Consider the following 26,495-nt stretch of genomic DNA (forward strand, 5'->3'; position numbering starts at 1 on the left):
TAGGATATACGATTTGCACAAATTATTTTATAACACTATCGCAATTTAAAGCAATAAAGCATTGACAACATTTTCAGATTATCATAAAATAGCAGTTAGTATTGAAAGTAACCTATGACAGGAGAATTCTGAAATGAAAGACACCACATTTGGTTTTATCGGTCTGGGACTGATCGGCGGATCTATTGCCAGAGGCATCAAGCGTGCCTGCCCGACTGCCCGGATCATGGCATATATGCGCACCCGCGCAAAGCTGGAACAGGCAAAAGAAGACGGGATTGTCGATGTGATCCTTGACGGCATCGGGGAACCTCTGCTGGAATGTGATATCATATTTTTATGCACTCCGGTAGAGTACAATGCCCAGTACCTGACACAGATCCGCCCATTCTTAAAGCCGGGTGCCCTGATCACCGATGTCGGTTCCACCAAGGAAGATATCCACCGTGTCGTTACCACGCTTCACATGGAGGAATTTTTCGTGGGCGGACACCCTATGGCAGGTTCTGAAAAGACCGGTTATGAAAACTCGACCGATCATCTTCTTGAAAATGCCTACTATATTGTGACACCGACCGCAAAGACAAAGCAGGAAGATGCCGACCGGCTGGTTGAAATTGCCAGATCCATCGGCTCCATCCCCATCGTTCTGGATTATCATGAGCATGACCGGATCGTGGCTGCCATCAGCCATCTGCCTCACCTGATCGCTTCCAGCCTGGTAAACCTCGTAAAGGATTCCGACAATCAGAACGAGCTCATGAAACGTCTGGCCGCAGGCGGTTTTAAGGATATCACCCGTATTGCATCCTCCTCGCCGGAGATGTGGGAACAGATCTGCATGACCAATACCGGCAACATCATCGATATGATGGAACACTATATTGCTTCCTTAACCCAGATCCTGGACTCTTTAAAGCAGCACCGCGGAGATGACATCTATGAGCTTTTTGATACCTCCCGCATATACCGTAACTCCATCTCGGAAAGCAGGAAGGGATCCGTCACCCCGGAGTATTCCTTTACCGTAGATATCGTGGACGAGCCAGGTGCAATCTCTACGCTGTCCTGTATCTTAAGCGCCCGCGGCATCAGCATCGGCAACATCGGCATCAACCATAACCGGGAGCAGGGCGAGGGTGCCTTAAAGATTGTTTTCTATAACAAGGAGTCCATGGAACAGGCATGGGCGCAGCTGAAAAAATATAATTACGAACTGATTCCAAAGCACTAGCATGCCTGCCTGGCTTTCCGGCATGCTTCCAGGCTTTGATCAGAGAAACGGAGCTTATTCTCATGAAATTTAATCCACTTAGCGGATTGCGTGGAGAAATCACCATCCCTGGTGACAAATCCATCTCACACCGCAGTGTTATGTTTGGCTCCCTGGCAAAGGGAACCACAAAGATCACCGGCTTTCTGCAGGGTGCAGACTGCCTCTCCACCATCTCCTGTTTCCGAAAGATGGGCATTTCCATCGAAAATCTTGAAGATACCGTTTTGGTACACGGTAACGGTCTTCATGGCTTAAAAAAGCCGGACAGTGTGCTTGACTGCGGCAACAGCGGCACCACCACCCGGCTGATTTCCGGTATTCTCTCCGCCCAGAATTTTTCCGTGACCCTCACCGGAGACGCCTCTATCCAGAAGCGCCCAATGAAGCGCATCATGGATCCCTTAAGTCAGATGGGCGCAGACATCACCAGTGTAAACGGCAACGGCTGTGCACCCCTTGCAATCAACGGACGGACACTGCATGGAATCCATTACCAGTCTCCGGTGGCATCTGCCCAGGTAAAATCGGCCATTCTCCTGGCAGGGCTTTACGCGGAAGACGAAACAAAAGTAACAGAGCCTTCCCTCTCCCGCAACCACACCGAGCTGATGTTAAAAGAATTCGGTGCTGATGTCCGCACAGAAAAAACCACTGCCATGATCCGACCGGCCGAAGAACTGTTTGCAAAGGAGATTGCCGTTCCGGGTGATATTTCCTCGGCTGCTTTTTTCCTGGCCGCCGGACTGATGATCCCCCATTCTGAGCTCCTCATAAAAAATGTAGGCATCAATCCGACCCGCGACGGTATGATCCATGTCTGCCGGGCCATGGGCGGTGATCTGACCCTCTTAAATGTCCGCATGACCGGCGAGCCGGTAGCCGACATTCTGGTCCGCACCAGCAGTCTGCACGCCACCGACATCCACGGCGACATCATACCGACCCTGATCGATGAGCTCCCGATGATCGCAGCCATGGCCTGCTTTGCAGAGGGTGACACCATCATCCGTGACGCAGCTGAATTGAAGGTCAAGGAGTCCAATCGTATTGCCGTTATGGCAGAAAACTTAAGTGCCATGGGCGCTGATGTAGAAGAGACCGTGGACGGCATGATCATCCACGGCGGCAAACCGCTCCACGGCGCCACCATCGACAGTCACCTCGACCACCGCATTGCCATGACCTTTGCCATCACCGCCGCCCTGGCTGAGGGCGAGACGGAGATCCTCGGTGCCGAATGCGTCAACATCTCCTATCCTGACTTCTACCAAGACTTAAATAAACTAGCTCAATAATTTTAGCCAGAAATATACAGCCAAAAAATTATCCCGGCATATGGGAGTGCCGGGATAATTTTTTCGCGTACTTTCGTCACAACTCTTTTTTAAGATTCTCTTACAACCTTTTTAAATCCCTTGGCATCCTTTTCCCAATCGTCTATAATAAACACCATCGGGTTTTTTCTGCCCTGCAGAGGCCCTTCAAATTTCTAACTTAGGAGATATCTGACTCATGAAGAAAACACGCATGAAAGCTCTGCTTCTCGGGTGCATCTGCGCGGTGACGACAGCCCTGTCTGCCGTTCCTGCCTCTGCTGCCACCGTTGTCGCAGGCGGTTCCGCAGCCACAAACGATCCGGCCCTCACCGCAGCACCGGGAACCTATACCGAACAGCAGTCCGGCGGCACTTCCGTTGACAAGCCATCCGCACCCCCCACCGTCTGGGTCGTAGGCGACTCCACCGCAGCCGCATTCAGCGATACCACCTACTACTCCCCGCGTTACGGCTGGGGCACCCAGCTCGGCCTGTATCTGCAGGGTGTCAATATCCGCAATCTTGCCATCTCCGGCACCAGCTCCAAGTCCTACTCGGACACGGACCAGTATCAGACCCTGCTGCAGAGTGTGCAGGCCGGTGACTATGTGCTGATCGGTTTTGGCCATAACGACGAACGTACCGAACAGGGGCGCTACTCCAACCCGACCGGTTCTGTTTCCAGCAGTGGTTCTTTCCAGTACAACCTCTATGAAAAGTATATCAAGCCGGTGAAGAACAAACAGGCAAATCCGATCCTGGTTACCCCGATCGTTCGCCGCAATGCGGCCAGCAACTATACCGGCGAAGACGGACACATCACCACCTCAAAAAAGAATGAGGAAGGCACCTTCCAGGGCGGCGATTACGCCAAGGCCATCCGTCAGCTGGGTGTTGGCAAGAGTGTTCCGGTTCTGGACTTAACCGCCCGCACCAAAGATGTTTACGAACGCCTGGGCGCCGACGGTGTAAAAAACCGTCATGCACAGACCTCTAACCGAGATGTCAGCATTGACAATACTCATACCAACCTCTACGGCGCCCAGTGCAATGCCTGGTTTATTGCTGATGAGCTTTTAAAATCCAACTCCGGACTGAAAAACTACGTCATTTCCAACCCACAGGTTCCGCAGTATGACAGCAGCTCTTTGAATGCCGGCTACCATGCCCAGAGCTTTACCGCACCGGCCGGAGTAAGCAGCATCTTCTCTACAGCAGGTGACTGGAAACCAACTGTATTCGGAAATATTGACGGTTATGAGTACTTAAACAACATGTACTTCTGCCTGCAGGGCGGTAATGATAATTCCTTCCACCTGGCAGTCGGTACCGGATCCGGCGCAACAAGAGCCCAGCAGGTGGGCGGTATTGAGCAGGGAAGCGATGGTCTTGCCATGTTCTACCGTGAGGTTCCGGCCTCCGCAAACTTCACCTTATCTGCAGATATTACCATCAACGCCTACAATGCATCCGTCTTAAATTCCTTCGGCCTGATGGTGCGTGACGATATCTACCTCGACACCGTCATCAACGATACCCTGGGCGATTATGTGGCAGCCGGAGAGCTTCAGCTTTCCTCTGCTTCCCCGTGGAACTGCTTCGCAAGAAAGAACGGACAGCTTATCTCCGGCGGCACCGCTTCCCGCGTCTACAAGGCCGGCGAAACCGTTCATGTAGAGATCCGAAAGGGACCGGATGGATACACCTGTGTATTCGGTGACAACGCACCGGTATCTGCAGGCTTTGACTTTCCATTAACTGCTGTAGACTCTGACCATGTATATGTCGGCCTGTTTGTCGCACGCAGTGCAGATGTTACCTTCAGAAATGTCAATTTAATCTATCAGTAAAACCCGAAAAGGCCCGGAGCGTTTTGCTCCGGGCCTTTCGTTTGTTTTATCAATTTATCTTTCGTCGGTGTCCCAGTTGTGATATACAGCCTGTACATCGTCATCATCATCCAGAAGATCTAACAGACGGTTCATATATTTGATGTCGTTCTCATCAGTCAGCTCAACCCATGTCTGCGGGATCATGGTAACATCAGCCTCCATCATCGGGATTCCCTCTTTCTCCAGGGTCTCGCGAACGGCACTGAAATCGTCCGGATCTGTGATGATCTCAAAGCTGTCCTCCTCCTCAGAGAAGTCCTCCGCACCTGCATCCAATGCCATCATCATCAGCTCATCTGCATCAAGATCACACTCTTCCTTGTCGATAATGATCTGGCCCTTCTTGTCGAACATGAAGGATACGCTGCCCTGGGTACCGATATTTCCGTTGCCCTTTGTAAATGCACTTCTTACATTTGCGGCAGTACGGTTCTTGTTGTCGGTCAGGGTATCAACGATAACTGCAACACCGCTCGGGCCGTAACCCTCGTACGTGAGCACCTCGTAGTTTACGGAGTTAGCATCACCTGCTGCCTTTTTGATACCACGGTCAATGGTGTCGTTCGGCATATTGTTTGCCTTTGCCTTTGCGATAACATCACGAAGCTTGCTGTTGTTTGCCGGATCCGGGCCGCCCTCTTTTACTGCTACGGCAAGCTCACGGCCGATAACGGTAAAGATTTTCCCCTTTGCTGCATCGTTCTTTTCTTTTTTGTGCTTGATATTGGCAAATTTAGAATGTCCTGACATAAAATAACGCTCCTTACTTTATACTTTCTCTTTTCGTCCTAATCCGCCTGCCCAGTGTCGATTCTGTTCAGGCGAACAACATCTTTTCTATTTTAACACTAATTTTCTTCGCTTGCAAGAGTCTGCGGCAATTTCGTTACCCGAACTGAGTGGATCATCTTGTTCTCCACCTTCAGTACACAGAACCGGTAACCCAGATACTCGATCTCCGGCTGCTCGTCATCTCCCGGAATGCGGTCTAGACGGGAAATCAGAAGTCCATTGATGGTATCGTAGTTTTCCAGGTCTTCCTCCGGGAAGACAATGCCAAGCTCTTCCTGCGCTTCGTCAAGCGGTGTCATGCCGCTCATGATCAGGGCATCTCCCTCTCCACGGACAATGTACTGCTCATCCACATCATATTCATCGAGGATATTGCCCACGATTTCCTCCAGAATGTCCTCCATGGTAACGATTCCGGCTGTCTGGCCATACTCATCAATGACAATCTCCATATGGATCTTCTGGGACTGCATCTCCTTGAACAGGGAGTTGATGTTGCGGGTTTCCGGAATAAAATGAGCCGGCCGCAAAACTCCCGGTACGTTGGCGATCTCCATCCGCGATTCCTGCAGATTTTCCGCATGGAACAGTACGTCCCGCATATGTACAGTACCGATGATATCGTCCAGATCTTTTCCGTAGACCGGATATCTGGAATTCTTTGCCTCCTTCAGAACAAAGTGGGCCGCTTCTCTTAGGGACATGGAACCGTCCAGAGCCACTATGTTCTTGCGGTGAGTCATGATATCACCGGCTTCTTTATCATTAAATTCAAAGATATTGGTGATCATCTCGGCCTCGCTTGACTCCAGGACCCCCTGCTCGTGGCCTTCATTGACCATGTCTTTAATATCTTCTTCTGTTACATTTTCCTGCCTTGATCTGATAAACCTCCAGATTGCAAAGCCTGCCGCCAGGAAAAGCAACACCACACCTGCCAAAAGGATCAGGCGCGAATAACCATCGTCCATACTGATCTTGTTATCTCCTTCCTCTTCTTTTTGTATACACCATACATTTTGATTGTATGAAACTTCTTCCGCTTCGTCAAGATAAAATCACGCATTTACGCCATTTTCCCTTCTGTAAGGGACTTTGTGTCATCACAGCGAACTATGTAGTCAGCTCCAGACTCACGCGAAGGGCCTGGTTTACCTGTTCTAACAGTTCATCATCAATATGGCAGATCCGCTCTTTGAGCCGCTGCTTGTCAATGGTCCGCAGCTGCTCCAGCAAGATCACGGAATCCTTGATCATATCGCTTTTCCGCGCAGACAATTCCACATGCGTTGGCAGCTTTGCCTTATTCATGCGGGAGGTAATTGCCGCACAGATCACGGTAGGACTGTGTCGGTTTCCAACATCATTCTGGATGATGAGCACCGGCCGTACACCGCCCTGCTCCGAGCCTACCACCGGCCGCAGGTCCGCATAATAGATATCGCCTCGTCTGATAATCACAGTTTCACACTCCGTCACTGGTCTTCAAAGGTATTATTGCCCTTTGCCAGGCGGCGTATACACGGCTGCCCGTTTTTCTATAGATTATCTTATTCAGCGAAACAGTCCATGGTTCCCACGACCTTGCCGCCGCGGTAATAAACACGCGGCACGCGCTTTCCGATATCACATACCATCTCATAATGGAATCCGCCGCAGAGCTCTGCCAGATGCTCCATGGTGATTTCCTCGTCTCCGTCTTTTCCGATCAGGGTAACCGGTGTATCCACGTCAGCCTCCATGATATCCGTCACATCCACCATGAGCTGGTCCATGCAGACCCGTCCCAGAATGCGGGCACGTTTACCGCAGATCAGCACATAGCCACAGTTGGACAAGCTTCGCGGATATCCATCCCCATATCCCACTGCCACGGTAGCTATACGCATGGTGCGCTCCGTCACATAGGTACCGCCATAGCTGATCTCCTCGCCCGGTCCGAGTTCCTTTACATAGGTCACGAAAGATTTTAAACCCAGCGCCGGCTTTAACGGCACCTTGTCTTTCTGTACTTCTTCGGATGGATACATGCCATACATGGTAATGCCGGCGCGTACGCAGTTTAAATTCGCCTGCGGCAGATCGATGATGCCGGCGCTGTTGGAACAGTGTTTGATCGGGATTTCTATACCGCGTGCTTTCAGCAGCTCCGTAAAATGAAGATAACGACCTAACTGAGTCATAGCCGACGTCTTCTCCATCTCATCGGCCCTGGAAAAATGTGTGAACAGGCCCTCGACCTCAATGCCGGGAAGCGCACCGATAGCAGCTGCAAGATCCGCTCCGGATTCATCTGCCTCAAGACCAATGCGGCGCATGCCGGTATCCAGAGCCAGATGGATCTTTGCTGTTTTTTTCATATTTACCGCTGCCTCAGACAGCGGCTTTGCCTGCGCCATGGTAAAGATAGCCGGACGGATCTCGTTCTCGATCAGTTCCTGATAGCGGGAAGGGTGGGTCACTCCCAGGATCAGGATCATCTTCTGAATGCCGTTGCGGCGCAGCAGCATGGCTTCGTCTGCGGTGGCCACCGCAAAGCCATCCACATAATCTTCGATGGCAGCAGCTACCGGCACAGAGCCATGCCCGTAAGCATCTGCCTTGATCACTCCGAGCATGCCCGTCTCCCGGTCAATATTTTTGCGCATGGATTCCAGATTAAAAACAATGGCATCCAAATCTACAGGTGCATAAACCCGCATATACTGCATGTGCTTCATACTCTTGTTCTGTTCCTCGTTTCTGTCTGTTTTGCCGTTTCCGGCTTTTTTGTTTTATCTGTTTAAGCTTCTTTTAAAATACTGTCTGCCAGATCTGTGGCAAGTACGCTGTTCTCTCCCAATGCCGCTGCCGCATACTCCCCGGCACGTCCGTGCACATACACGCCAAATGCTGCTGCCTCCGCGCCATCCATGCCCCGGGCCAATAATCCTGCGATCACGCCGGTCAGCACATCGCCGGATCCTCCCTTGGCCATGGCACTGCAGCCGCTCCGGTTGATCCAGGCGGCACCATCCTTATCGGTAATGACTGTGACCGCATCCTTGAGCACACAGACCGCCCCATAGCGGGCACTGTAGGCTCTTGCCTCCTCCAGCGGATCCTTTTTTAGATCTGCTATGGGAACCGAAGTCAGGCGGCTCATCTCCCCCATATGGGGCGTGATAATGATGTTCTCCGTAAAATAGCGTGTCAGGTAAGGATGGGATGCCACACAGTTAAGTCCGTCTGCGTCCAGCACAATGGGAACATAGGAATCTGACAAAACCGTCTCCAGAAGATATTCCGTATATGCCTCCTGTCCCAGGCCGGGTCCTGCCACGATCACGTCGGCCCAGGCACACTCCGCCTCCAGGATTTTCTGCATAGTCTCCTCCTGATCCGGATCATAACAGCTTATGATTGCTTCCGGAAGCTGTGTCTGAAGAACCTGCCGGTTTTCCGGCACAGTCAGGATCTTCACCAGACCGGCGCCGGTACGGTAAGCACCAAGCGCTGAAAAATAAGCCGCTCCGCTCATGCCTCTGCTTCCCGCGATCACCAGAACTTTGCCAAATGTCCCTTTATTCCCATCCGGCTGACGCTTTGGAAGCCAGGACAGATCATCCGGTGTAATCAGCTTTGCATCCCATCCGGCCTTCAGCAGACTGGCCTGAGGGAATCCGATGTCGGCTACCACAAGGTTTCCTGCATAATATTTTCCGGGATAAAGCAGAAGACCGGTTTTTGCAAAGCCAAAGGTCACGGTAATATCGGCCTCCAGGGCAATTCCCATGATTTCACCGGTCGTTCCATGGATCCCGGACGGCGTGTCTACCGCGATCACTCCGGTTCCATACTGCTCCCGCAGAGAAGCCAGCATTTCCAGGACCTTCCGGTATTCCCCGCCAATTTCCCGGCCAAGACCGATCCCAAACACTGCATCCAGAATGATATCACATGGTGCCTCCTGATACTCTGCTGCCGTGCACTGCGCAAGATCCAGATTTCGGGCGATCTGCTTCTGAGTCTTCATCTCTTCTGAATCGTGCTCCGGATTGCCAACAAGCAGGAGACTTACGTTATATCCGCGTCCCTGCAGGATGCGTCCTGCTGCCACTCCGTCCGCGCCATTGTTTCCGGTACCACACACAGCCAGGATCCGGGCTTTTTTCCCCAGATTCCGCTCTTTCGCCATATGCTCTGCGGCCTCCGCCACAGCCAGGGCAGCCCGCTCCATAAGCACCATGGACGGAATGCCGATGTTTTTTATGGTATTCTGGTCAATCGCTTTCATCTGCTGTGCCGTTACTGCGTAATCCATGTTCCGTCTCCTCTCTGATTCCGCTCCCCTGTAAAGGATGGATGGAAACTCAAAAAACCGGCAGGCAGGAGAACTGATCGTATCCCCGCCTGTCGGCTTTTACCTCTGTTTCGCTCTGCCTCTAGGACTCTCTCTGAGCTTTCTTTTCCTCTTCCTCTTTCCGGTCCTGCATGCTGCATACCCGATAAGACAGGCGCATAAGGCTCTCGGAAAGATGAACATTCTCCACCACAACATCGTCCGGAACATTCAGATCCAGATGGGCAAAGTTCCAGATTCCTTTAATTCCCGCATTGACCAGACGGTCAGCCAGCTCCGGAGCTTTTGTTTTCGGAATGGTCAGTGCTGCCATCTGAACATCATTATCTTTGATAAACTGCTCCAGATCATCCACTCCGCGGATCTCAATTCCGCGTACCACAAGCCCGATCAGTCTCGGGTTAATGTCAAACATGCCTTTGATCATAAAACCGCGCTTTTCAAAATTTGCATAATTTGCAATGGCCTGACCAAGATTTCCGGCACCAATGATGATCAGGTTATGCTGGCGGTCGATTCCAAGGATCTTTCCAATCTCGGTATACAGGTATTTTACGTTATAACCATAACCCTGCTGACCGAATCCTCCAAAGTTATTTAAATCCTGACGAATCTGGGAAGCAGTCACCTTCATCCTGGTACTCAGCTCATTGGATGAGATACGCTCTACACCTGATTCCAAAAGCTCTCCGAGATAACGGTAATACCTCGGGAGTCTTGTAATAACTGCTTTGGATATCTCTCTGTTTTCCATGTTGCACATCTCCTATACGTAAACTATTAAAATCTATTATAACCGTTTGCGAAATCTATGTCAATGTTCAAACAATTTCGAAACAAAAAATCAGAAGAAAGTCCTTTACAAGTGTTGAAAGCCTATATTATACTTGATAAGTCTTATAGTAGAAAACGTAACGAAATGGAGTTATCTATGATTTTATCATGCAATCACATCAGCAAAGCCTTCGGCACGGATGAGATTCTGTCCGAAGTATCTTTTCATATAGAAGATCAGGAAAAGGCTGCCATCGTAGGCATCAACGGTGCCGGAAAGTCTACTCTCTTAAAGATCATTGTCGGCGAGCTGTCAGCGGATTCCGGCGAGGTCGTTCTCGCAAAGGGCAAAACCCTCGGCTACCTGGCGCAGCACCAGGATCTGGACAGCAGCCGTACCATCTATGAGGAATTAAAAGAAGTCAAGCAGCCCATCATCGATATGGAACAGCAGATTCGCGAGCTGGAGCTCAATATGCAGAATGCCTCCGGAGAAGCACTGGAACAGATGCTGGCTGCATACAGCCGCTTAAGCCATACCTTTGAACTGGAAAATGGCTACGCATGGAAAAGTGAACTGACCGGTGTCTTAAAGGGCCTTGGCTTTACCGAAGACGAGTTTGACAAAACCGTGTCTACCCTCTCCGGCGGCCAGAAAACCCGCGTATCTTTAGGCAAACTGCTTCTCTCCCGCCCGGATATCATCCTTTTAGATGAGCCGACCAACCACCTGGACATGGAATCCATTGCCTGGCTGGAGACTTACTTGTTAAATTATAACGGAGCTGTCATCATCGTAGCCCACGACCGCTATTTCTTAAACCGAGTAGTCACCAAAGTGGTGGAGCTGGAGCAGGGGCATGCCTGCGTTTACCTTGGCAACTACACCGCCTACAGTGAAAAAAAGGCCATGATCCGAGCCGCCCAGATGAAGGCCTGGTTAAACCAGCAGCAAGAGATCAGGCATCAGGAAGAGGTCATCACCAAATTAAAATCCTTCAACCGTGAGAAATCCATCAAGCGAGCTGAAAGCCGTGAGAAGATGCTTTCCAAGATCCAGGTGCTGGACAAGCCGGCTGAGATCCAGGATGAGATGCGCATCAGCCTGGAACCAAATATCGTCAGCGGCAACGATGTTCTCACCATCCGGGATTTAAGCAAATCCTTCGGCAGCACCCATCTTTTCTCCCATGTTGATATGGAAGTAAAGCGGGGAGAACGGGTTGCCATCATCGGCAACAACGGAACCGGCAAGACCACCATCTTAAAAATCATCAATGGTATGCTTCCTGCCGACACCGGCACCATCACCCTGGGTTCCAAGGTGCACATCGGCTACTACGACCAGGAACATCACGTCCTTCATATGGAAAAGACAGTATTCGAGGAGGTACAGGATGCCTACCCGAATCTGACCAACACCCAGGTGCGCAACATCCTGGCTGCCTTCCTGTTCACCGGGGACGATGTATTCAAACGCATCTCTGACTTAAGCGGCGGCGAACGTGGCCGTGTTTCCCTGGCCAAGCTTATGCTCTCTGAGGCTAACTTTCTGATCCTCGATGAGCCGACCAACCACCTGGACATCACCTCCAAGGAGATTCTGGAGAACGCGCTGAAGCATTATACCGGAACTGTGCTCTACGTCTCCCATGACCGTTACTTCATCAACCAGACTGCCACCCGTATTCTCGAACTGACCGGTCAGACCTTCTTAAACTATATCGGCAACTACGACTACTATCTGGAAAAGAAGGAGCTCATGAAGGAGCTCTATGTGGACCCCGCGCATATCGGGCGCGACCGCGCCATCGGAACCGCAGCCGCAAACGGCAACTTAAAAGCTACGGGAGTTCCCGGCATGGCAAAGCCCGCAGCAGAAACTGAGGTCAAGCTGGACTGGAAAGCCCAGAAAGAGGAGCAGGCCCGCATCCGCAAACGTCAGAATGACCTAAAGAAGGTCGAAGACGAGATTCACAGGCTGGAGACCCGGGACGGCGAAATTGATACGCTTCTCTCTCAGGAGGAAATATACACCGACGTTGCCCGCCTCGTGGAACTGAATAACGAAAAAGAGTCCCTCCAGCAAAAGCTGGAAGAACTCTATGAAACCTGGGAAGAGCTGGCAGAATAATCTGCCGGCTCTTTTTTCTGTGCTGCTACTACTCATTCTCAATCTCACAAAACACCTGGTCCAGCTCCGCGATCAAATCTTTCACATTCTCAATGCCCACAGACATACGCAGAGTTGCGTCCGTCAGTCCGTTCTTTTCCTGATCTCGGGTCGGGTTCTGTAATCTGCTGTAATCAAATCCGGTGCTCTGCCCTACTGCCGGATGTGCATACGTTGCTGTCTGATAGATCGGATAGCTGACAGCCCCGAAATGCTGAACGGAAGATTCATCCTTTTCCAGATGGATGCATTTTGTTTCAATCTCTCTTTCCATAAGCGTTTTTATCTTCTATGTATTTAGTGGGTTTATTATCTCCAATTCCTGGATATATGTCAATACCTGTCTGTGAATGAAAACAAAAAGAGTGCGCCGCAAAGCACACTCTCTTAAAATCAGGTTATGAGCAAGACGATAAGCCGGGTTATGTCGTTGAATGGTCATCTATCTAGACCAGATGTCACCACCTGGTTCAAGCAACCTACCCGAAAGCAGACGGGCCGCCTTATGCTTTCTGTTCGGTCTTGCTTCAAGTGGGGTTTACATGTGCCCCGTCTGTTACCAGACGGGCGGTAGTCTCTTACACTGCCCTTCCACCCTTACCGGCAAAGCCGGCGGTATATTTCTGTTGCACTGTCCCTGGAGTCACCTCCGCCAGACGTTATCTGGCACCCTGCCCTGTGAAGCCCGGACTTTCCTCTCCCGCAGCCTTTCGTTTCTGCGGCAGCGACCATTTGTCTTACTCAATGTTCCCTATTCTAGCATTATTCCCAGGCGCTGTCAAGTTCCGAAAATGACACATGAAAGCAGTATTTCACAAACCGGTTCAAACCTTAAAGCAGCTTCCGCCGATAAATTCCCGGATCAGGGAATTGTGCGGAATTTCCTCACTGCTGACACCCAGAAAATAATCCAGGAATTTCAGCAGGCGCTTGGCCTCTACATATTCCGCGCTGTCCCGTGGCACCGAAAAAAGCACCGGCTCAGCATACTGCTTCAGCACCGACAGTTCATAGACCAGAGCGGAATTAAACATCACATCTGCATCCTCCTGGTACGGGAAAATATTTTCTTCTTCCCCCCGGCGTACCGACGGCCACATGCGAATGGTGTCCTGCGCAGAAGCGCCGCGGGTTCTCGCATCCCGCACAATACGGCGCAGCAGACGCCCATCTGTGGTCGGAATGCGGTTATGCTCGTCGATATTCAGCTGTGTCAGCGCACTGATGTAAATCTTGAACTTGTTCTTTCTCGGCAGCGCATAGGAAAGCTTCTCATTGAGACAGTGGATTCCTTCGATGACCAGTACATCATCCGGTCCCAGGGTCAGAAAATCTCCGTGATATTCCCGCTGTCCCTTCACAAAATTATACTCCGGCATCTCCACTGTTTTTCCTGCCAGAAGATCTGTCATATTCTGGTTGAACAATGCCACATCCAGGCATTCCAGCACCTCATAGTTGTAGTTGCCATTTTCATCCCGCGGGCTGTCTACCCGGTTGACAAAGTAATTGTCCACCGCAATGGGATGCGGCTTTAAGCCTTTTGCCTTTAGCTGAATAGAAAGGCGATGGGAAAAGGTCGTTTTTCCGGAGGAGGACGGCCCTGCGATCATAACGATCTTCTTATCCGGCCGGCTTGCAATCTGCTCCGCGATATCACCGATCTTCTTTTCCATCAGCGCTTCCTGCATCAGGATCAGCTCACTGGCCTTTCCCTTACAGATCACATCATCCAGGGCACCTACTGTAGGAACCTCCAGCTGTCTGCCCCAGCTTTCTGTCTCGTCCAGCACCTCAAACAATTTTTCACGGTCATGAAACTCAGCCACCTGTTCCGGATTTTTTTGCTCCGGCAGAAGCAGCATCATACCATCCCGGTACAGGATCAGGTCAAAATATTTCAGATAACCTGTGTTCTGGACCATATAGCCGTAATAGTAATCCTCAAATCCGCCAATGCTGTATAAATTCACCCTGGAGACCCGGCGGTAACGGAATAGCCGTTCCTTCTCATACATGCGGTGATGACGAAATATCTCAATGGCCTCATCCGTGGTCACATTGCGCTTCATGATCGGAATCTCTGCCGCTACATATTCCCGCATCTTTGCTTTGATCCGGTCTACCAGCTCCTGCGTTTTCTCAAAGCTTCCGGCGGATTCGATAAACAGGCCATTGGCAATCGCATATTCTACCGATACCTTTTGGATATGCTCTGCGCCGATCACTTCGTAAAATGCCTTTAAAAGAATCAGCAGTACACTTCTGCGATAGGTCTGGATACCAGGCTTATCAGCTGCTGTGAGAAATTCCACATTTGTACCTTCTTTGACTTTTTTATGAAGCTCCTGAAGTTTTCCATCTACCGTAGCAAGCAGGATCTCATGTGAAAAAGACTCCTGCACTTCCTTTGCCACATCCTTCAGCAGGGTGTCTTCGCTGTACTGTCTGTTTTCTCCCAATACGCATACATGAACCATAGACATTCTCCTTCCGTTCGGTTTCGTGATGATTCCGAAAACGCTTAAAGCACTCTGGCCGGAAAATCCGGCTCAGCCTGGATCACTTCGATGGTGCCGTCAGAAACACGTGCTACATACTCCGCCATAAACGGCACAAAGATGTGTTCCAGGCCATAGTGTCCTGCATCAATGACTGCCATGCCCTGCGCAGCCGCATCGATGGCATCATGATGTCCGATATCTCCGGTGACCAGAACCTCAGCCTTCTGCTGCAGTGCATAACGGATCATACTGCCTCCTGCCCCCGGAGACACCGCCACACGGCTGACCTTCTCGCCCACAGCTTTCTCTCCGTATACAAGCACAAATGGCAGCTCAAATACCTGCTTCACCTGTTCTGCCAAAGTATCCAGTGAAACCGGTTCTGCCAGCCTGCCGGCCTTTCCGATGCCCACCGGGATCCCGTTTACTTCCCCGGTTATCTCTAACGGCTGGCTATCCTGGATTTCAAGGCGTTTTGCAGCAAGATCTGCCATGCAGCCGGGGGCCGCGTCAAAATTGGTATGCATGGCAAAATAAGAAATATCCGCCTGCAATAGCATTACGATCCGGCGGCTGATAAAATCCGTGTCATTGACCTGCTTCAATGCCCGGAAGATCAGCGGATGATGGGTCAGAAGAAGATCCGCATGCTCCAGCACTGCCTGCTCCACCACCCGGTCGGTCGCATCCAGCGCGACCAGCACCTTTTTTATTTTCTTATCTCCCCGTCCTGCCAGAAAGCCCGGATTATCCCAGTCACAGGCCAGGCTCCGCGGAGCCAGCTCTTCCAGTTTTTCAATCAGTTCCCTGCAAAGCATGGTATGCCTCCTTCGTCTCGTTTAACTCCTGTCTCAGGCTCTCTGCGCGTTTCTGTGCACCTTCCGTCTGCGTCAGGGACAGATGTGCCAGCAGCTCCTCTCCCTGAGCCAGCTCCCGCTCCAGAAATTCTCTTAAGACCGGGTCCTGTTTCCGGATCAGATCTGAGCCGTAACGATATTCGTATTCCTGCTCATAGTGCATGGATCCCGGAGCAGCATGCAGGATCACATAATATTTCCCCTCATCCATCAGCATCTGCTCTTCCAAAATGGAAATCCCCAGTTTTTCCAGTCCGTGCCGGAACGCAGAAAGCTCCGACTGGGGTGAGAGCACATAATGCTTCACACTATCATACATATGCGCACCGTCCCGGAGAATGCGCAGCATCAGTTCACCGCCCATTCCCGCAATGATCACGGTATCTGCCTCACCGGCCTTCAGCTCCTGCAACCCATCGCTTAAGCGTGTCTCGATCCGGTCCTCCATATGATATTCCCGTACATGCTCTGCTGCCCTGGACAGGGGACCCTTTCGTACATCCATAGCAACTACGTGCCTGACGGTTCCAGTCTCCATAAGACGGATCGGGACGAATCCATGATCCGTCCCCACGTCTGCCACATATCCTTCTGTTACTTCTGCTGCCTTTGCGGCAATCCGTTCCAGTCTGTCTGATAATCTCATCTTATCCTGTTCCTTTAATGTATTTGGTCAATCCAGATAATCCTTCAGTTTTTTGCTTCGACTCGGATGACGAAGCTTCCGCAGGGCTTTCGCTTCTATCTGACGGATGCGTTCTCTTGTCACATGGAACTGCTTTCCTACCTCTTCCAGAGTTCTCGGCTTTCCGTCATCCAGTCCAAAACGCAGGCGCAGTACCTGCTGTTCCCGCTCAGTCAGGGTATCAAGGGCTTCCATCAGCTGTTCATGGAGCAGGGTAAAGGTTGCCTCCTCCGCAGGAACTGCCACGTGCTCATCCTGAATAAAATCTCCGAGATGGCTGTCTTCCTCCTCACCAATTGGTGTCTCCAGCGACACCGGATCCTGGGAGATCTTGCGGATCTCACGTACACGCTCTACCGGAATCTCCATTTTTGCGGCGATTTCCTCCGCAGTTGGCTCCCGCCCAAGTTCCTGTACCAGCTGTCTGGAAGTGCGAATGAGACGGTTGATCGTCTCCACCATATGCACCGGAATGCGGATGGTGCGGGCCTGGTCTGCAATTGCCCTGGTAATTGCCTGGCGGATCCACCATGTTGCATAAGTAGAGAATTTATAGCCTTTGCGGTAATCAAATTTTTCCACAGCTTTGATGAGTCCCAGATTTCCTTCCTGAATCAGATCCAGGAACTGCATGCCGCGTCCCACATACTTTTTGGCAATGCTTACTACAAGACGGAGATTTGCCTCGGCAAGACGTTTTTTTGCCAGCTGGTCTCCCAGCTCCATGCGCTTTGCCAATTCAATTTCCTGATCTGTGGTCAGAAGCGGGATCTTGCCGATCTCCTTTAAATACATACGGACAGGATCCTCCACGCCAATGCCTTCCGGCACAGAAAGATCCAGCTGATCGAGCTGTGATTCTTCCTCTTCTTCCGATTCTTCATCCAGAAACAGGTCCGGCTCCATGTCCTCCTCTTCTGTTCGGAGCACGTCTACATGATGGTTGTCCAGAAAATCGTATATCCGGTCCAGCTTGTCCGGATCCAGGATCTCGCCCTTAAAAAAATCCAGGATCTCCCGGTTTTCAAGCACATTCTTTTTCTTTTTCGCCTCCTCCAGAAGCAATGTCAGTTTCTCATCAAATGACTGTGTACGTTCCTCCATATCGATCCGCCCTTTCTCAATTGCAGACTGCCGGTAAGAATACCCCCCGGTAATTCCTTTAGTCAATGGATATCTGCAGCGTTTTCAGTGCTGCCTGCTGCTTTATGATCTCCTGGAGCGCCGCAATGTCTGCCGCACTCCGGCTGGCCTCATCCAGGCTGTTTTTCTTTACCTTCAGCACGGTCTCGGAAAATGCTTTTCGCTGTTCTTCATTATTTAAAGAATCATCCAGGCTTGCGTTGAACAGCGCCGCAACCTGTTTATATTGTTCTTCATCGTTGATATACCGATTCAGGATCCCGGCAGGATTGATATGTCCCTCCCGGTGCCCGTCAAATACCTGCTGTGCCACCTCATGGTACAGCGGTTCCTTAAAATCATCCGGTCCAACGATACCCTCAATCTTTTCAAATAATTGCGGACGCTCGATCAGCCAGGTAAGAAGCAGACGCTGGGAGCGGCGGATACCGTCATCCTTCTCCTTCTTTTTTCTGCGTTCTTTCGGCTCGGATGCTTCCTCGTCCCGGTGTCTGACCGCAGCAGGACCAAACTGGTTTCCAAGGCGGTTCACCAGACGCCGCAGATCCTCATATGGGATAAACTGTGCCTGGGCCACCGCCTGGATATAATTATCGCGCTCCAGCGCTTCCTGGAATTCCAGAAGCTTTCTGGCCGCAGCATTATAAAACTTTGTCTTCTGCTCCGGATCTTCCAGGTCATATTCCCGCTTTAAAACATCAATCTCAAACAGAAAGCTGTTCTGTGCATTCGCAATACGTTCCCGGAACGCATCGGCTCCCATATTCTTGATGAATTCATCCGGATCCTTGTAAGGCTTTAAATTCAGCACCTTGGTGGAGATGCCAACCTCTTTTAAGATCGGGATAGCCCGAAGCGCCGCCTTCACGCCGGCCCCGTCACTGTCATAGGTCAGGATGACCGTATCTGTATAGCGTTTTAACAGCACCGCCTGCTGTGTGGTAAACGCTGTACCCAGGGATGCCACTGCATTGGTGAAGCCCGCCTGATGCATGGCTATCACATCCATATAGCCCTCGCAGGCCAGCATATATTTTTCCCGGCTGGTCCGGGCATAATTCAGTCCGTACAGATTGCGGCTCTTGTCAAAGATCAGTGTTTCCGGAGAATTCAGGTATTTCGGTGTTCCATCTCCCATAACGCGTCCGCCAAAGCCGATGACGCGATTATTCACGTCCATGATAGGGAACATAACGCGGTTCCAGAACTTGTCATGGCTGCCTCGCTCTTCCATGGTCACCAGGCCGCTGTCACGCAGTATTTCGTCTGTATAGCCCCTAGAGCGCAGATACTGATATAGGTCATTGCTGGTCTTATTGGCAAACCCCAGTCCAAACCGGCGAATGGTATCATCAGACAGCTCCCGTCCGCGAAAATAGTCATAGCCAAGCTTACCATGCGGCTGGTGCAGCTGGTAATAAAAATAATTAGCAGCCAGCTTGTTGATCTCCAGAAGAGTCGAACGCCGGTCTGCTTTCGCCCTCTCTTCTTTGGAATACTCCACCTCCGGCAGATGAACGCCGGCCCGGTCTGCCAGCACCTTCAAAGCCTCCGGAAAGGTGTAATTCTCATATTCCATCACAAACGTAATGACATTGCCACCGGCCCCGCACCCGAAGCAGTAATACATCTGCTTCTGAGGTGAAACGGAAAACGATGGTGATTTCTCATTATGAAAGGGACAGAGTCCAAAATAATTTGCCCCTTTCTTCTGAAGTTTTACATATCCAGAGATCACATCTACAATGTCATTCCTTGTGCGCACTTCTTCTACGACATCTTCCGGATAATACATGAAGCTCTCCTTTCCCTGTCTCTTTCATCAGATGAAGCTGTTTTGTATCTGATCGGATACGCTTTAATGCACCTTCCATGACTTCGGAATAAACAGTTCCTCGAATTTGTCAATGGAATAGCTGTCGCTCATGCCTGCAATGTAGTCGCAGACCACCCGTTCCTTTGGCTCTTTCCGTTCCCGGATCATCAGCAGATATTCCTCCGGAAGCTCTTGCGTGTGTTTCAGATAATACTGATATAAAAACACCAGAAGCTGCTGGGCTCTGCCCTCTTCGGCTTTCGGCACTTTATTCTCGTAAACATTTTCAAACATCCAGCGCCGGAGGCCCTGCATTGCTTCCTCAATATGAGAAGACATGAGGATCTCAGGACGGTCCATGCTCTGCAGGATGATATCATGGATCAGCAGATTCAATCGTTCCCTCACGCTGTGCCCCAGCACATCCGTGTACTTTTCCGGAAGCTGATCTTCGGTAAAAATCTTTGCCCGGATAGCATCATCGATATCATGGTTAATATAGGCAATCTTGTCCGAAAGGCGCACGACACATCCCTCCAGTGTAGAAGGATGACCGCTGGTTCTGTGGTTCATGATGCCATCGCGGACTTCCCAGGTAAGATTTAAGCCCTTCCCATCTTTTTCGAGTACTTCCACCACCCGCACACTCTGCAGATAATGCGCAAAGCCATAGGGACACAATTCATCCAGGATCCGTTCGCCGGAGTGTCCAAAGGGCGTATGGCCCAAATCATGTCCCAGGGCAATGGCCTCAGTAAGATCCTCGTTCAGGCGCAGGGCGCGGGAAATGGTACGGGAAATCTGTGCCACTTCCAGCGTATGGGTCAAACGGGTACGGTAATGATCACCCTCCGGAGCCAGAAATACCTGGGTCTTATGTTTGAGTCTTCGGAAGGATTTGCAGTGGAGAATCCGGTCACGGTCGCGCTGATATGCAGTGCGGATGTCGCAGGGCTGTTCCTCACGGTCACGCCCCCTCGTGTTTTTGCTCAAGGATGCATAGCAGCTCAGATAATCTGCCTCCCAGGCTTCCCTCATCTCTCTTATGTTCATCAGACACCGCCCCTTTCCGGACTTTGCTCATTGCTTCGCATAAATTATAATAAGTATAGCATAATTTTTGAAATTTTCATACTATTTTCCGGTTTTGGGTATACAAAAAAAGCGAAGAACTTTTCGTTCTCCGCTTTCGCTGATGCAGAAGATGGGAGTCGAACCCACAAGGTATTGCTACCACACGGACCTGAACCGTGCGCGTCTGCCAATTCCGCCACTTCTGCGAACCGTCCGCTCAGCGATCGCTCACCGAACCAACACGTTTATTATATCCAACATCATATAATTTGTCAACTGCTTTTTTGATTTTTTTAAAAATATATGTTTCCGTGAAAACATGTGAAAAAATGTCAATTCAGAAACTTTTGCCGTGTAACTTCCTATAAAACAAAAAAACGAAGAACCTTTGCTCTCCGTTTTCACTGATGCAGAAGATGGGAGTCGAACCCACAAGGTATTGCTACCACACGGACCTGAACCGTGCGCGTCTGCCAATTCCGCCACTTCTGCAAAGCTCCCCGAGTAGGACTTGAACCTACGACAGCGCGGTTAACAGCCGCGTGCTCTACCGACTGAGCTATCGAGGAATGTTCCCGTATCTTTTTGGAAGATACTGCGGGAGATGGGACTTGAACCCACACGACATAACTGCCACTAGATCCTTAGTCTAGCCTGTCTGCCAATTCCAGCACTCCCGCGAACGTTTAATAATATATCATAGTTTCCTGGTTCTGGCAAGTACTTTTTCTTTATTTTTCAAGTTTTTTTCTTCTTGTATTTTCTTCTTCCAATTTTCCCGTCTTGACACATTTTTTGCCCGTTTTGTCAAATTTTCAATCCGCATTCTATAGAATTTCTGCCATTTTTTGATATAATATGAACCATAATAAGCAAAATCCGAGGGGGGGTATGCCTATGAAGAAAAAAACAGAGACACCCTTGCAGGGTTACCTATCCAGCATTGTAGCTTTTATCATTGCTACGACAGTGGGCATGATGGTATTTTCCATCGCATCCTATCATGCCGCAGATCAGCTGGCCCAGAAAAAGCTTACCTCGAATATTTCCAGGCAGAGCATCCATTTTGAAGAGATTCTGAATGTCAACTACCAGTTTCTGGACGGTGTTGCCGCACAGATCGGAGCAGATGGCGAACTCATCTCTGAAAAAAACAAAAATATGCTTTCCGCCATCCAATCCACCACGTCTATCGACCATGTAGCCCTCATTGAGCCGGACGGCACCTCCCACTATGAAAACGGTGATATAAAGAATGTCTCCCACCGCAGCTATTTCCAGGAGGGCATAACCGGAAAGCGGACACTGAGCGATCCCGTTCAAAGCAGCATTGACCATGAAACCCGTGTCATTCTCAGCGTGCCCGTCCTCCATGACAATGCAGTCATCGGTCTTCTCAGTGCGTCCTACAATGTAACTGAGCTAAACCATCTGATCTTCGATGATCTGTTTGGGGGTGAAGGCTTTTGTATCATTATTAATGAAGACGGAGACATCATCACACTGGACGGCAATTCTACACACCAGATCATCAGCTATGGTGACAACTTTTTCGACTTTTACAGTCAGTGGACTGTCTGCGGAAAAGATTCTCTGCAGACAATCCGCGATGCATTTCAGGCAAAGACGCATGGCCTGCTCAAACTGTCTCAGCCGGGAATTCAAAAATCCAGCCGCTATGTTGCCTATGCTCCGATTCTTTTAAATAACTGGATGATATGCTATGTGATTCCGGTGTCCGTTGCAAACGCAAATTATAATTTCATTCACAATTACGAGCTGATCCTGAATGTTTATTTCATACTCCTGATCATTCTTCTGATCGGACGCATTGTATTCGTCCACACCAGAGACTACAACGAGCTGGTACATACCGCGCAGATCGATGGTCTGACTGCTGTATATAACAAGGAACATACGCAGCCCGCCATTGATGAATTTCTGCGAACGAGCCGTCCGGATGCGCTTCATGCATTTCTCATCCTGGACATCGACAAGTTCAAGAGCGTCAATGATACCTACGGACACGCTGTCGGGGACAAAGTCCTGCAGCGCGTGGGCGAATTCTTAAAAAATCAGTTTCGGGACGATGATATCATCGGGCGCGTGGGCGGAGATGAATTCGTGATACTCATGAAGCAGGTTTCCTCCCGGGATGCTGCCCTTTCCCGTGTCCGGAGCATGCTGGAGCACATCCGCTCCGTAAAGCATGCGGAAATGAACGGACAGGCCATCACCTTCAGTGTTGGCGTCGCCTTCAGCCCAGAGCAGGGGAACCGTTTTGATGACCTGTACCGCAATGCAGATAAGGCACTGTATCAGACAAAGCGCGGAGGACGCAATAACTTCTCCGTCTATGAAAAGGCTTAATATTTGGCTATGATCAGAATATCGCCTTCCTGAATCCTGGTATTTCCGGTCGGGATGAGGGTTTCTTCCCCTCTCCTGACAGATACTACCAGAGTCCCTTTCGAGAGAGGGACTTCCTTCAGGGTTTTTCCGGTCCACTTGTCTCCCCTGACCGTAGTTCTCTCCCGCAGGATCAGATTTTCTCCTTCGGTGAACTCCGGGGCAGCAAGGATCAGAAGATCGCCGGCCAGAAGCAGCGTATCTCCATTGGGGATACGCTTTTCTTCTCCCCGGAGGATCATTACGATCAGCATTTCCGGTGGGAGACTGATGTCTCTTACCCTTTTGCCGCAAAACAGATGCCCTTCCTGAATATGTGTCTTTACAAAATGGATGCTGCTTTCCTCCTCATAATCATTGAAGGTACGGCGCACATCCATATTCCGGTCGATCATCCGAAGCTTTTCGGATACCAGCGGCAGAAAAGTCCCCTGCACTGCAATGGAAAGAAGCACCACACAGAACACCAGATTGTAAAGATTATAGTGCATCGGCACTTTGCTCAAAACAGCCATGATCGCAAATACGATTGAGGCAGCACCGCGCAATCCCGCCCAGGATACTACGCCAATCTGGCGGATATGAGACCGGAACGGCAGAAGAATGGCTGCGGCCGCCGCCGGACGGGCGATCACCGTCATAAACAGCATGATCAGGGCTGCCGGAAGCAGGACCGCCGGAAGCTCACTGGGTGTCGCCAGAAGCCCCAGCAGGAAGAAGATCATCATCTGCGCAATGCCCGTGACCGTATCAAACACATGCATCAGATTCCGTTTTTCCGGAATCCGGGAATTTCCCATAATAATACCGCACAGATACACTGCCAGATAACCGTTTCCGCCAATTACCTGAGGCAGCGCGTAGCTCACCAGCATAGCTGCCACTGCAAAGATCGTATTACCTTCCTCGATCTGAAACGAGAACCGCTCCATTGCCAAGACAGCCAGACGCCCGGCTGCTGCACCGCACGCAAGACCAAATCCGATCTGCTGCGCCAGCATCAGCGGCAGGGAAACTGCTTTTCCGCTCATCATGGCGATGAATACCACCGTCAGCATATAAGATACCGGATCATTCGAACCGGATTCCAATTCCAGAAGCGATGCAGTATGATATTTCAGATCCAGCTTTTTCGTACGCAGGATATTAAACACAGACGCTGCGTCCGTAGATGCGATCACCGAGCCAACCAGAAAGCTCTCCAGCCACGGCAGACGCAGCACCAGATGTACGAACACGCCTACAAAGCCGGTGGTCAGCGCCACGCCCAGTGTGGATAACAGCAGCGCCTTTGCCGCTACACTCTTTGCTTCTTTCACATTTGTTCCAAAACCGCCATAAAAGATGATAAAGATCAGGCTGACAGAACAGATCGTCTCCGTTACTCCATAATCATCAAACACAATCCGAAAGATCCCATCTTCCCCAAACAGCATGCCAAGCCCGATAAAGATCAAAAGGGATGGCACAGCCAGCCTGGAGGTTAGGCGTCCCATCAGGACACAGATCATGATCACAACGCCAACAAGCAGGATAATCTGATTCAAAGATCCACTCCTTTCGTTTCACAAATCCGGCACGCCCGGTTCCGATTTCGTACTCCTGTTACTCCTTAGAACAACAAAACCCGTCCGGTTTTCTCTCAAAAACCAGACGGGTCCACGGCAGAATCAGCTCTGCCACTATGTTAAATTTTCGTTCAGATTCTGAATTAAGCTAATTTAGCTTTTGCCAGCTCAGCCAGTTTAGCGAAGCCCTCAGCATCGTTGATAGCCATGTCAGACAGGACCTTACGGTTCATCTCAACACCAGCCAGCTTTAAGCCATACATGAACTTGCTGTAGGACAGACCATTGATACGTGCTGCTGCGTTGATACGAGCGATCCACAGCTGACGGAACTGTCTCTTTCTCTGCTTGCGGCCTGCGTAGGAGCTGGTCAGAGCTCTCATTACAGACTGCTTTGCTACTCTATACTGTTTGGAACGTGCTCCTCTGTAGCCTTTAGCCATCTTCAGCACTCTATTGTGTTTCTTCTTTGCGTTCATACCGCCTTTAATTCTTGCCATCGGTTTTTCCTCCTTCTTAAACTAATCAGTCTATTACAGATATGGTAAAATCTTCTTCATTACCTTTGCGTTGGTAGCATCGGTAACGATATCTTTTCTAAGATTTCTTTTTCTCTTGGTAGACTTCTTAGTTAAGATGTGAGATTTGTATGCTTTATTTCTTACCAGCTTACCGGTACCGGTCTTTTTGAAACGTTTTGCAGCTGCTCTGCTTGTTTTTAATTTAGGCATTATAACTTCCTCCTTAATCTTTCTCTTTGCTTTTACTTCTTGGCAGTCAAAAACATAACCATGCTTCTTCCTTCCACTTTGGAAGGCTTGTCAATGGTTGCGATATCCTTTAAGCTCTCTGCAAAGTCATCCAGGATATACTTGGACTTGGACATGTGCGCCATCTCACGACCACGGAAACGTAAGGTAACTTTGACTTTATCGCCCTTTTCCAGGAACTTTCGTGCTGCGCCCGTTTTTGTGTTCAAGTCGTTGGTGTCAATATTCGGAGACAACCGCACTTCTTTAACCTCGATTACCTTCTGTTTTTTTCTAGCTTCTTTTTCTTTTCTTGCCAGCTCGTAACGATATTTACCGTAATCGATAATCTTACAAACCGGTGGTTTTGCCGTCGGAGCAATCTTTACGAGATCCAGTTCCGCGTCCTGAGCCAGTTTATAGGCTTCCTTCGCGGACATGATACCCAGCTGCTCGCCGTCTTCACCAATCAATCGAACTTCTTTGTCTCTGATCTGTTCGTTAATCATTAACTCGCTAATAGTCGTGCACCCCCATCATAGAATTCTGCATGTCTGTTTTTCTGCATAAAAAAAGTAGATAGAATATTCTACCCACCCTCAAAAGCATCGCATAGGACGTTGATGCCGCCGCATATACGCATTCTTTGCTATAAACCAGGGTCACTTGCTCGTGCCGAGGTGAGGTGGATACCTACTTTCCTGCGTTGTTCTCACAACTTATGTTACTATACTATGAATCCCCGGGAAAGTCAAGCACTTTTCCGGGGATTTTTCATATTTTTTATTTTGCTATTTTTCAGGACATCTGAAAGGTGGTGCAGAGCGTCTGTTCCGCCCTGCTTGCCCCGTCCCCGGCAATGCCGATCTTCGCAGCCGCACAATGGCGGTTATCGTTGTAGATACACTGTACTGCCTCACAGTCTACAGACAAGCTGCTCTCCGGTGTTTTAAAAACGTTCTTAAAGAGACCGCCCTTGTTTTCATCGAAGCTTCCGCAGCAGGTCTGTTCTTTTTCTTTCGCGTCATGTCCGTCTACCAAGATGGACTGCTTGCAACAGCAGTGATCCGCATTGTGAAGACAATTGGTCACATTGCACTCTAATTTCGTCATGGAACCCATACCT

The 26,495-nt window shown here is 50.1% G+C and carries 22 protein-coding genes, 4 tRNA genes, 1 other RNA gene and 1 pseudogene; 5 read left to right on the top strand and 23 right to left on the bottom strand.

Features of this window, described 5'->3' with window-relative positions; all coding sequences use genetic code 11:
* Positions 1 to 133: 133 nt before the first annotated feature.
* From DW819_RS07125 to DW819_RS07135, 3 genes are all read left to right on the top strand, one after another.
* A complete protein-coding gene (locus DW819_RS07125) occupies positions 134 to 1,234 on the top strand; it encodes a prephenate dehydrogenase (protein ID WP_118732711.1) in 1,101 nt (366 codons plus the stop codon).
* Positions 1,235 to 1,296: 62 nt separating this feature from the next.
* Positions 1,297 to 2,571, top strand: a complete 1,275-nt coding sequence (aroA, locus tag DW819_RS07130; protein ID WP_118732712.1) for a 3-phosphoshikimate 1-carboxyvinyltransferase — start codon at positions 1,297 to 1,299, stop codon at positions 2,569 to 2,571.
* Between the two features lie 217 nt (positions 2,572 to 2,788).
* Positions 2,789 to 4,441, top strand: coding sequence for a GDSL-type esterase/lipase family protein (locus tag DW819_RS07135; protein ID WP_118732713.1), 1,653 nt, complete (start codon positions 2,789 to 2,791; stop codon positions 4,439 to 4,441).
* A gap of 54 nt (positions 4,442 to 4,495) precedes the next feature.
* Here the strand turns inward: DW819_RS07135 and DW819_RS07140 are convergent, their stop codons facing one another.
* From DW819_RS07140 to DW819_RS07165, 6 genes are all read right to left on the bottom strand, one after another.
* Entirely contained in the window at positions 4,496 to 5,233 is a 738-nt protein-coding gene (locus tag DW819_RS07140; protein ID WP_118529998.1) for a YebC/PmpR family DNA-binding transcriptional regulator, read from the bottom strand.
* A gap of 98 nt (positions 5,234 to 5,331) precedes the next feature.
* Positions 5,332 to 6,246, bottom strand: a complete 915-nt coding sequence (locus tag DW819_RS07145) for a hemolysin family protein (protein ID WP_118732714.1) — start codon at positions 6,244 to 6,246, stop codon at positions 5,332 to 5,334.
* Positions 6,247 to 6,388: 142 nt separating this feature from the next.
* Positions 6,389 to 6,736: a type II toxin-antitoxin system PemK/MazF family toxin gene (locus tag DW819_RS07150; RefSeq protein ID WP_118529994.1), complete on the bottom strand. Its 348-nt coding sequence runs from the start codon at positions 6,734 to 6,736 to the stop codon at positions 6,389 to 6,391.
* Between the two features lie 89 nt (positions 6,737 to 6,825).
* Positions 6,826 to 7,995 carry an alanine racemase gene (gene alr / locus DW819_RS07155; protein ID WP_118732715.1) on the bottom strand — a complete coding sequence of 390 codons (1,170 nt, stop codon included), beginning with the start codon at positions 7,993 to 7,995 and terminating at the stop codon, positions 6,826 to 6,828.
* 62 nt (positions 7,996 to 8,057) lie between these two features.
* Complete coding sequence (locus tag DW819_RS07160) at positions 8,058 to 9,578, bottom strand: NAD(P)H-hydrate dehydratase (RefSeq protein ID WP_118732716.1); 1,521 nt, start codon at positions 9,576 to 9,578, stop codon at positions 8,058 to 8,060.
* A 121-nt stretch (positions 9,579 to 9,699) separates the two neighbouring features.
* Positions 9,700 to 10,371 (bottom strand): redox-sensing transcriptional repressor Rex, encoded by a 672-nt coding sequence (locus tag DW819_RS07165; RefSeq protein WP_118732717.1) that lies wholly within the window; start codon positions 10,369 to 10,371, stop codon positions 9,700 to 9,702.
* A 177-nt stretch (positions 10,372 to 10,548) separates the two neighbouring features.
* On the opposite strand from DW819_RS07165, the gene DW819_RS07170 reads away from it, so the two are divergent.
* Positions 10,549 to 12,525, top strand: coding sequence for an ABC-F family ATP-binding cassette domain-containing protein (locus DW819_RS07170; RefSeq protein WP_118732718.1), 1,977 nt, complete (start codon positions 10,549 to 10,551; stop codon positions 12,523 to 12,525).
* A 139-nt stretch (positions 12,526 to 12,664) separates the two neighbouring features.
* On the opposite strand, the pseudogene DW819_RS15925 reads toward DW819_RS07170, so the two are convergent.
* The 12 genes and pseudogenes from DW819_RS15925 to DW819_RS07230 all read right to left on the bottom strand — a co-directional run.
* A pseudogene (locus DW819_RS15925) lies at positions 12,665 to 12,838 on the bottom strand (PLP-dependent transferase); the annotation flags it as partial.
* 123 nt (positions 12,839 to 12,961) lie between these two features.
* An RNA gene (rnpB, locus tag DW819_RS07180) (RNase P RNA component class A) lies at positions 12,962 to 13,308 on the bottom strand.
* A gap of 80 nt (positions 13,309 to 13,388) precedes the next feature.
* Positions 13,389 to 15,044: a nucleoside kinase gene (locus tag DW819_RS07185; RefSeq protein WP_118732720.1), complete on the bottom strand. Its 1,656-nt coding sequence runs from the start codon at positions 15,042 to 15,044 to the stop codon at positions 13,389 to 13,391.
* 44 nt (positions 15,045 to 15,088) lie between these two features.
* Positions 15,089 to 15,886, bottom strand: coding sequence for a Nif3-like dinuclear metal center hexameric protein (locus DW819_RS07190; protein ID WP_118732721.1), 798 nt, complete (start codon positions 15,884 to 15,886; stop codon positions 15,089 to 15,091).
* A complete protein-coding gene (locus tag DW819_RS07195) occupies positions 15,864 to 16,571 on the bottom strand; it encodes a class I SAM-dependent methyltransferase (RefSeq protein ID WP_118732722.1) in 708 nt (235 codons plus the stop codon). Before DW819_RS07195 ends, DW819_RS07190 begins: the two co-directional genes overlap by 23 nt.
* Positions 16,572 to 16,598: 27 nt before the next feature.
* Positions 16,599 to 17,714, bottom strand: coding sequence for an RNA polymerase sigma factor RpoD (gene rpoD, locus DW819_RS07200; protein WP_118732723.1), 1,116 nt, complete (start codon positions 17,712 to 17,714; stop codon positions 16,599 to 16,601).
* Between the two features lie 58 nt (positions 17,715 to 17,772).
* Positions 17,773 to 19,548 carry a DNA primase gene (gene dnaG, locus DW819_RS07205; protein WP_118732724.1) on the bottom strand — a complete coding sequence of 592 codons (1,776 nt, stop codon included), beginning with the start codon at positions 19,546 to 19,548 and terminating at the stop codon, positions 17,773 to 17,775.
* A 63-nt stretch (positions 19,549 to 19,611) separates the two neighbouring features.
* Complete coding sequence (locus DW819_RS07210) at positions 19,612 to 20,622, bottom strand: deoxyguanosinetriphosphate triphosphohydrolase (protein ID WP_118732725.1); 1,011 nt, start codon at positions 20,620 to 20,622, stop codon at positions 19,612 to 19,614.
* Between the two features lie 143 nt (positions 20,623 to 20,765).
* Positions 20,766 to 20,849, bottom strand: a tRNA-Leu gene (locus DW819_RS07215).
* A gap of 202 nt (positions 20,850 to 21,051) precedes the next feature.
* Positions 21,052 to 21,135 (bottom strand) — tRNA-Leu (locus DW819_RS07220).
* A gap of 4 nt (positions 21,136 to 21,139) precedes the next feature.
* Positions 21,140 to 21,212, bottom strand: a tRNA-Asn gene (locus DW819_RS07225).
* Between the two features lie 27 nt (positions 21,213 to 21,239).
* Positions 21,240 to 21,323 (bottom strand) — tRNA-Leu (locus DW819_RS07230).
* A gap of 217 nt (positions 21,324 to 21,540) precedes the next feature.
* Here DW819_RS07230 and DW819_RS07235 point away from each other — a divergent pair.
* A complete protein-coding gene (locus tag DW819_RS07235; RefSeq protein ID WP_182432586.1) occupies positions 21,541 to 23,013 on the top strand; it encodes a sensor domain-containing diguanylate cyclase in 1,473 nt (490 codons plus the stop codon).
* On the opposite strand, the gene DW819_RS07240 is transcribed toward DW819_RS07235, so the two are convergent.
* The 5 genes from DW819_RS07240 to DW819_RS07260 all read right to left on the bottom strand — a co-directional run bounded on the left by DW819_RS07240 (position 23,010) and on the right by DW819_RS07260 (position 26,482).
* Positions 23,010 to 24,599, bottom strand: a complete 1,590-nt coding sequence (locus tag DW819_RS07240) for a potassium/proton antiporter (protein ID WP_118732727.1) — start codon at positions 24,597 to 24,599, stop codon at positions 23,010 to 23,012. The two genes, DW819_RS07235 and DW819_RS07240, sit on opposite strands and share 4 nt — an antisense overlap.
* A 164-nt stretch (positions 24,600 to 24,763) precedes the next feature.
* Positions 24,764 to 25,120, bottom strand: a complete 357-nt coding sequence (rplT, locus tag DW819_RS07245; RefSeq protein ID WP_118529968.1) for a 50S ribosomal protein L20 — start codon at positions 25,118 to 25,120, stop codon at positions 24,764 to 24,766.
* 33 nt (positions 25,121 to 25,153) lie between these two features.
* Positions 25,154 to 25,351: a 50S ribosomal protein L35 gene (rpmI, locus tag DW819_RS07250; protein ID WP_002603682.1), complete on the bottom strand. Its 198-nt coding sequence runs from the start codon at positions 25,349 to 25,351 to the stop codon at positions 25,154 to 25,156.
* A 32-nt stretch (positions 25,352 to 25,383) separates the two neighbouring features.
* Positions 25,384 to 25,878, bottom strand: coding sequence for a translation initiation factor IF-3 (gene infC / locus DW819_RS07255; protein ID WP_118529966.1), 495 nt, complete (start codon positions 25,876 to 25,878; stop codon positions 25,384 to 25,386).
* A 289-nt stretch (positions 25,879 to 26,167) separates the two neighbouring features.
* Positions 26,168 to 26,482 carry a DUF1540 domain-containing protein gene (locus DW819_RS07260; protein WP_118529964.1) on the bottom strand — a complete coding sequence of 105 codons (315 nt, stop codon included), beginning with the start codon at positions 26,480 to 26,482 and terminating at the stop codon, positions 26,168 to 26,170.
* Positions 26,483 to 26,495: the final 13 nt, after the last annotated feature.

Source organism: Clostridium sp. AM33-3, assembly GCF_003480315.1.
Taxonomy (GTDB): Bacteria; Bacillota; Clostridia; order Lachnospirales; family Lachnospiraceae; genus Brotaphodocola.

Coding starts and splice junctions, on each gene's coding strand:
- DW819_RS07140 (WP_118529998.1), bottom strand. CDS start 5,233: ATGTCAGGACATTCTAAATTTGCCAATATCAAGCACAAAAAAGAAAAG.
- DW819_RS07160 (WP_118732716.1), bottom strand. CDS start 9,578: ATGGATTACGCAGTAACGGCACAGCAGATGAAAGCGATTGACCAGAAT.
- DW819_RS07195 (WP_118732722.1), bottom strand. CDS start 16,571: ATGAGATTATCAGACAGACTGGAACGGATTGCCGCAAAGGCAGCAGAA.
- alr (WP_118732715.1), bottom strand. CDS start 7,995: ATGAAGCACATGCAGTATATGCGGGTTTATGCACCTGTAGATTTGGAT.
- DW819_RS07235 (WP_182432586.1), top strand. CDS start 21,541: ATGAAGAAAAAAACAGAGACACCCTTGCAGGGTTACCTATCCAGCATT.
- DW819_RS07135 (WP_118732713.1), top strand. CDS start 2,789: ATGAAGAAAACACGCATGAAAGCTCTGCTTCTCGGGTGCATCTGCGCG.
- DW819_RS07170 (WP_118732718.1), top strand. CDS start 10,549: ATGATTTTATCATGCAATCACATCAGCAAAGCCTTCGGCACGGATGAG.
- DW819_RS07165 (WP_118732717.1), bottom strand. CDS start 10,371: ATGGAAAACAGAGAGATATCCAAAGCAGTTATTACAAGACTCCCGAGG.
- infC (WP_118529966.1), bottom strand. CDS start 25,878: ATGATTAACGAACAGATCAGAGACAAAGAAGTTCGATTGATTGGTGAA.
- rplT (WP_118529968.1), bottom strand. CDS start 25,120: ATGGCAAGAATTAAAGGCGGTATGAACGCAAAGAAGAAACACAATAGA.
- DW819_RS07145 (WP_118732714.1), bottom strand. CDS start 6,246: ATGGACGATGGTTATTCGCGCCTGATCCTTTTGGCAGGTGTGGTGTTG.
- DW819_RS07185 (WP_118732720.1), bottom strand. CDS start 15,044: ATGGTTCATGTATGCGTATTGGGAGAAAACAGACAGTACAGCGAAGAC.
- DW819_RS07190 (WP_118732721.1), bottom strand. CDS start 15,886: ATGCTTTGCAGGGAACTGATTGAAAAACTGGAAGAGCTGGCTCCGCGG.
- rpoD (WP_118732723.1), bottom strand. CDS start 17,714: ATGGAGGAACGTACACAGTCATTTGATGAGAAACTGACATTGCTTCTG.
- DW819_RS07260 (WP_118529964.1), bottom strand. CDS start 26,482: ATGACGAAATTAGAGTGCAATGTGACCAATTGTCTTCACAATGCGGAT.
- dnaG (WP_118732724.1), bottom strand. CDS start 19,548: ATGTATTATCCGGAAGATGTCGTAGAAGAAGTGCGCACAAGGAATGAC.
- DW819_RS07125 (WP_118732711.1), top strand. CDS start 134: ATGAAAGACACCACATTTGGTTTTATCGGTCTGGGACTGATCGGCGGA.
- rpmI (WP_002603682.1), bottom strand. CDS start 25,351: ATGCCTAAATTAAAAACAAGCAGAGCAGCTGCAAAACGTTTCAAAAAG.
- DW819_RS07210 (WP_118732725.1), bottom strand. CDS start 20,622: ATGAACATAAGAGAGATGAGGGAAGCCTGGGAGGCAGATTATCTGAGC.
- aroA (WP_118732712.1), top strand. CDS start 1,297: ATGAAATTTAATCCACTTAGCGGATTGCGTGGAGAAATCACCATCCCT.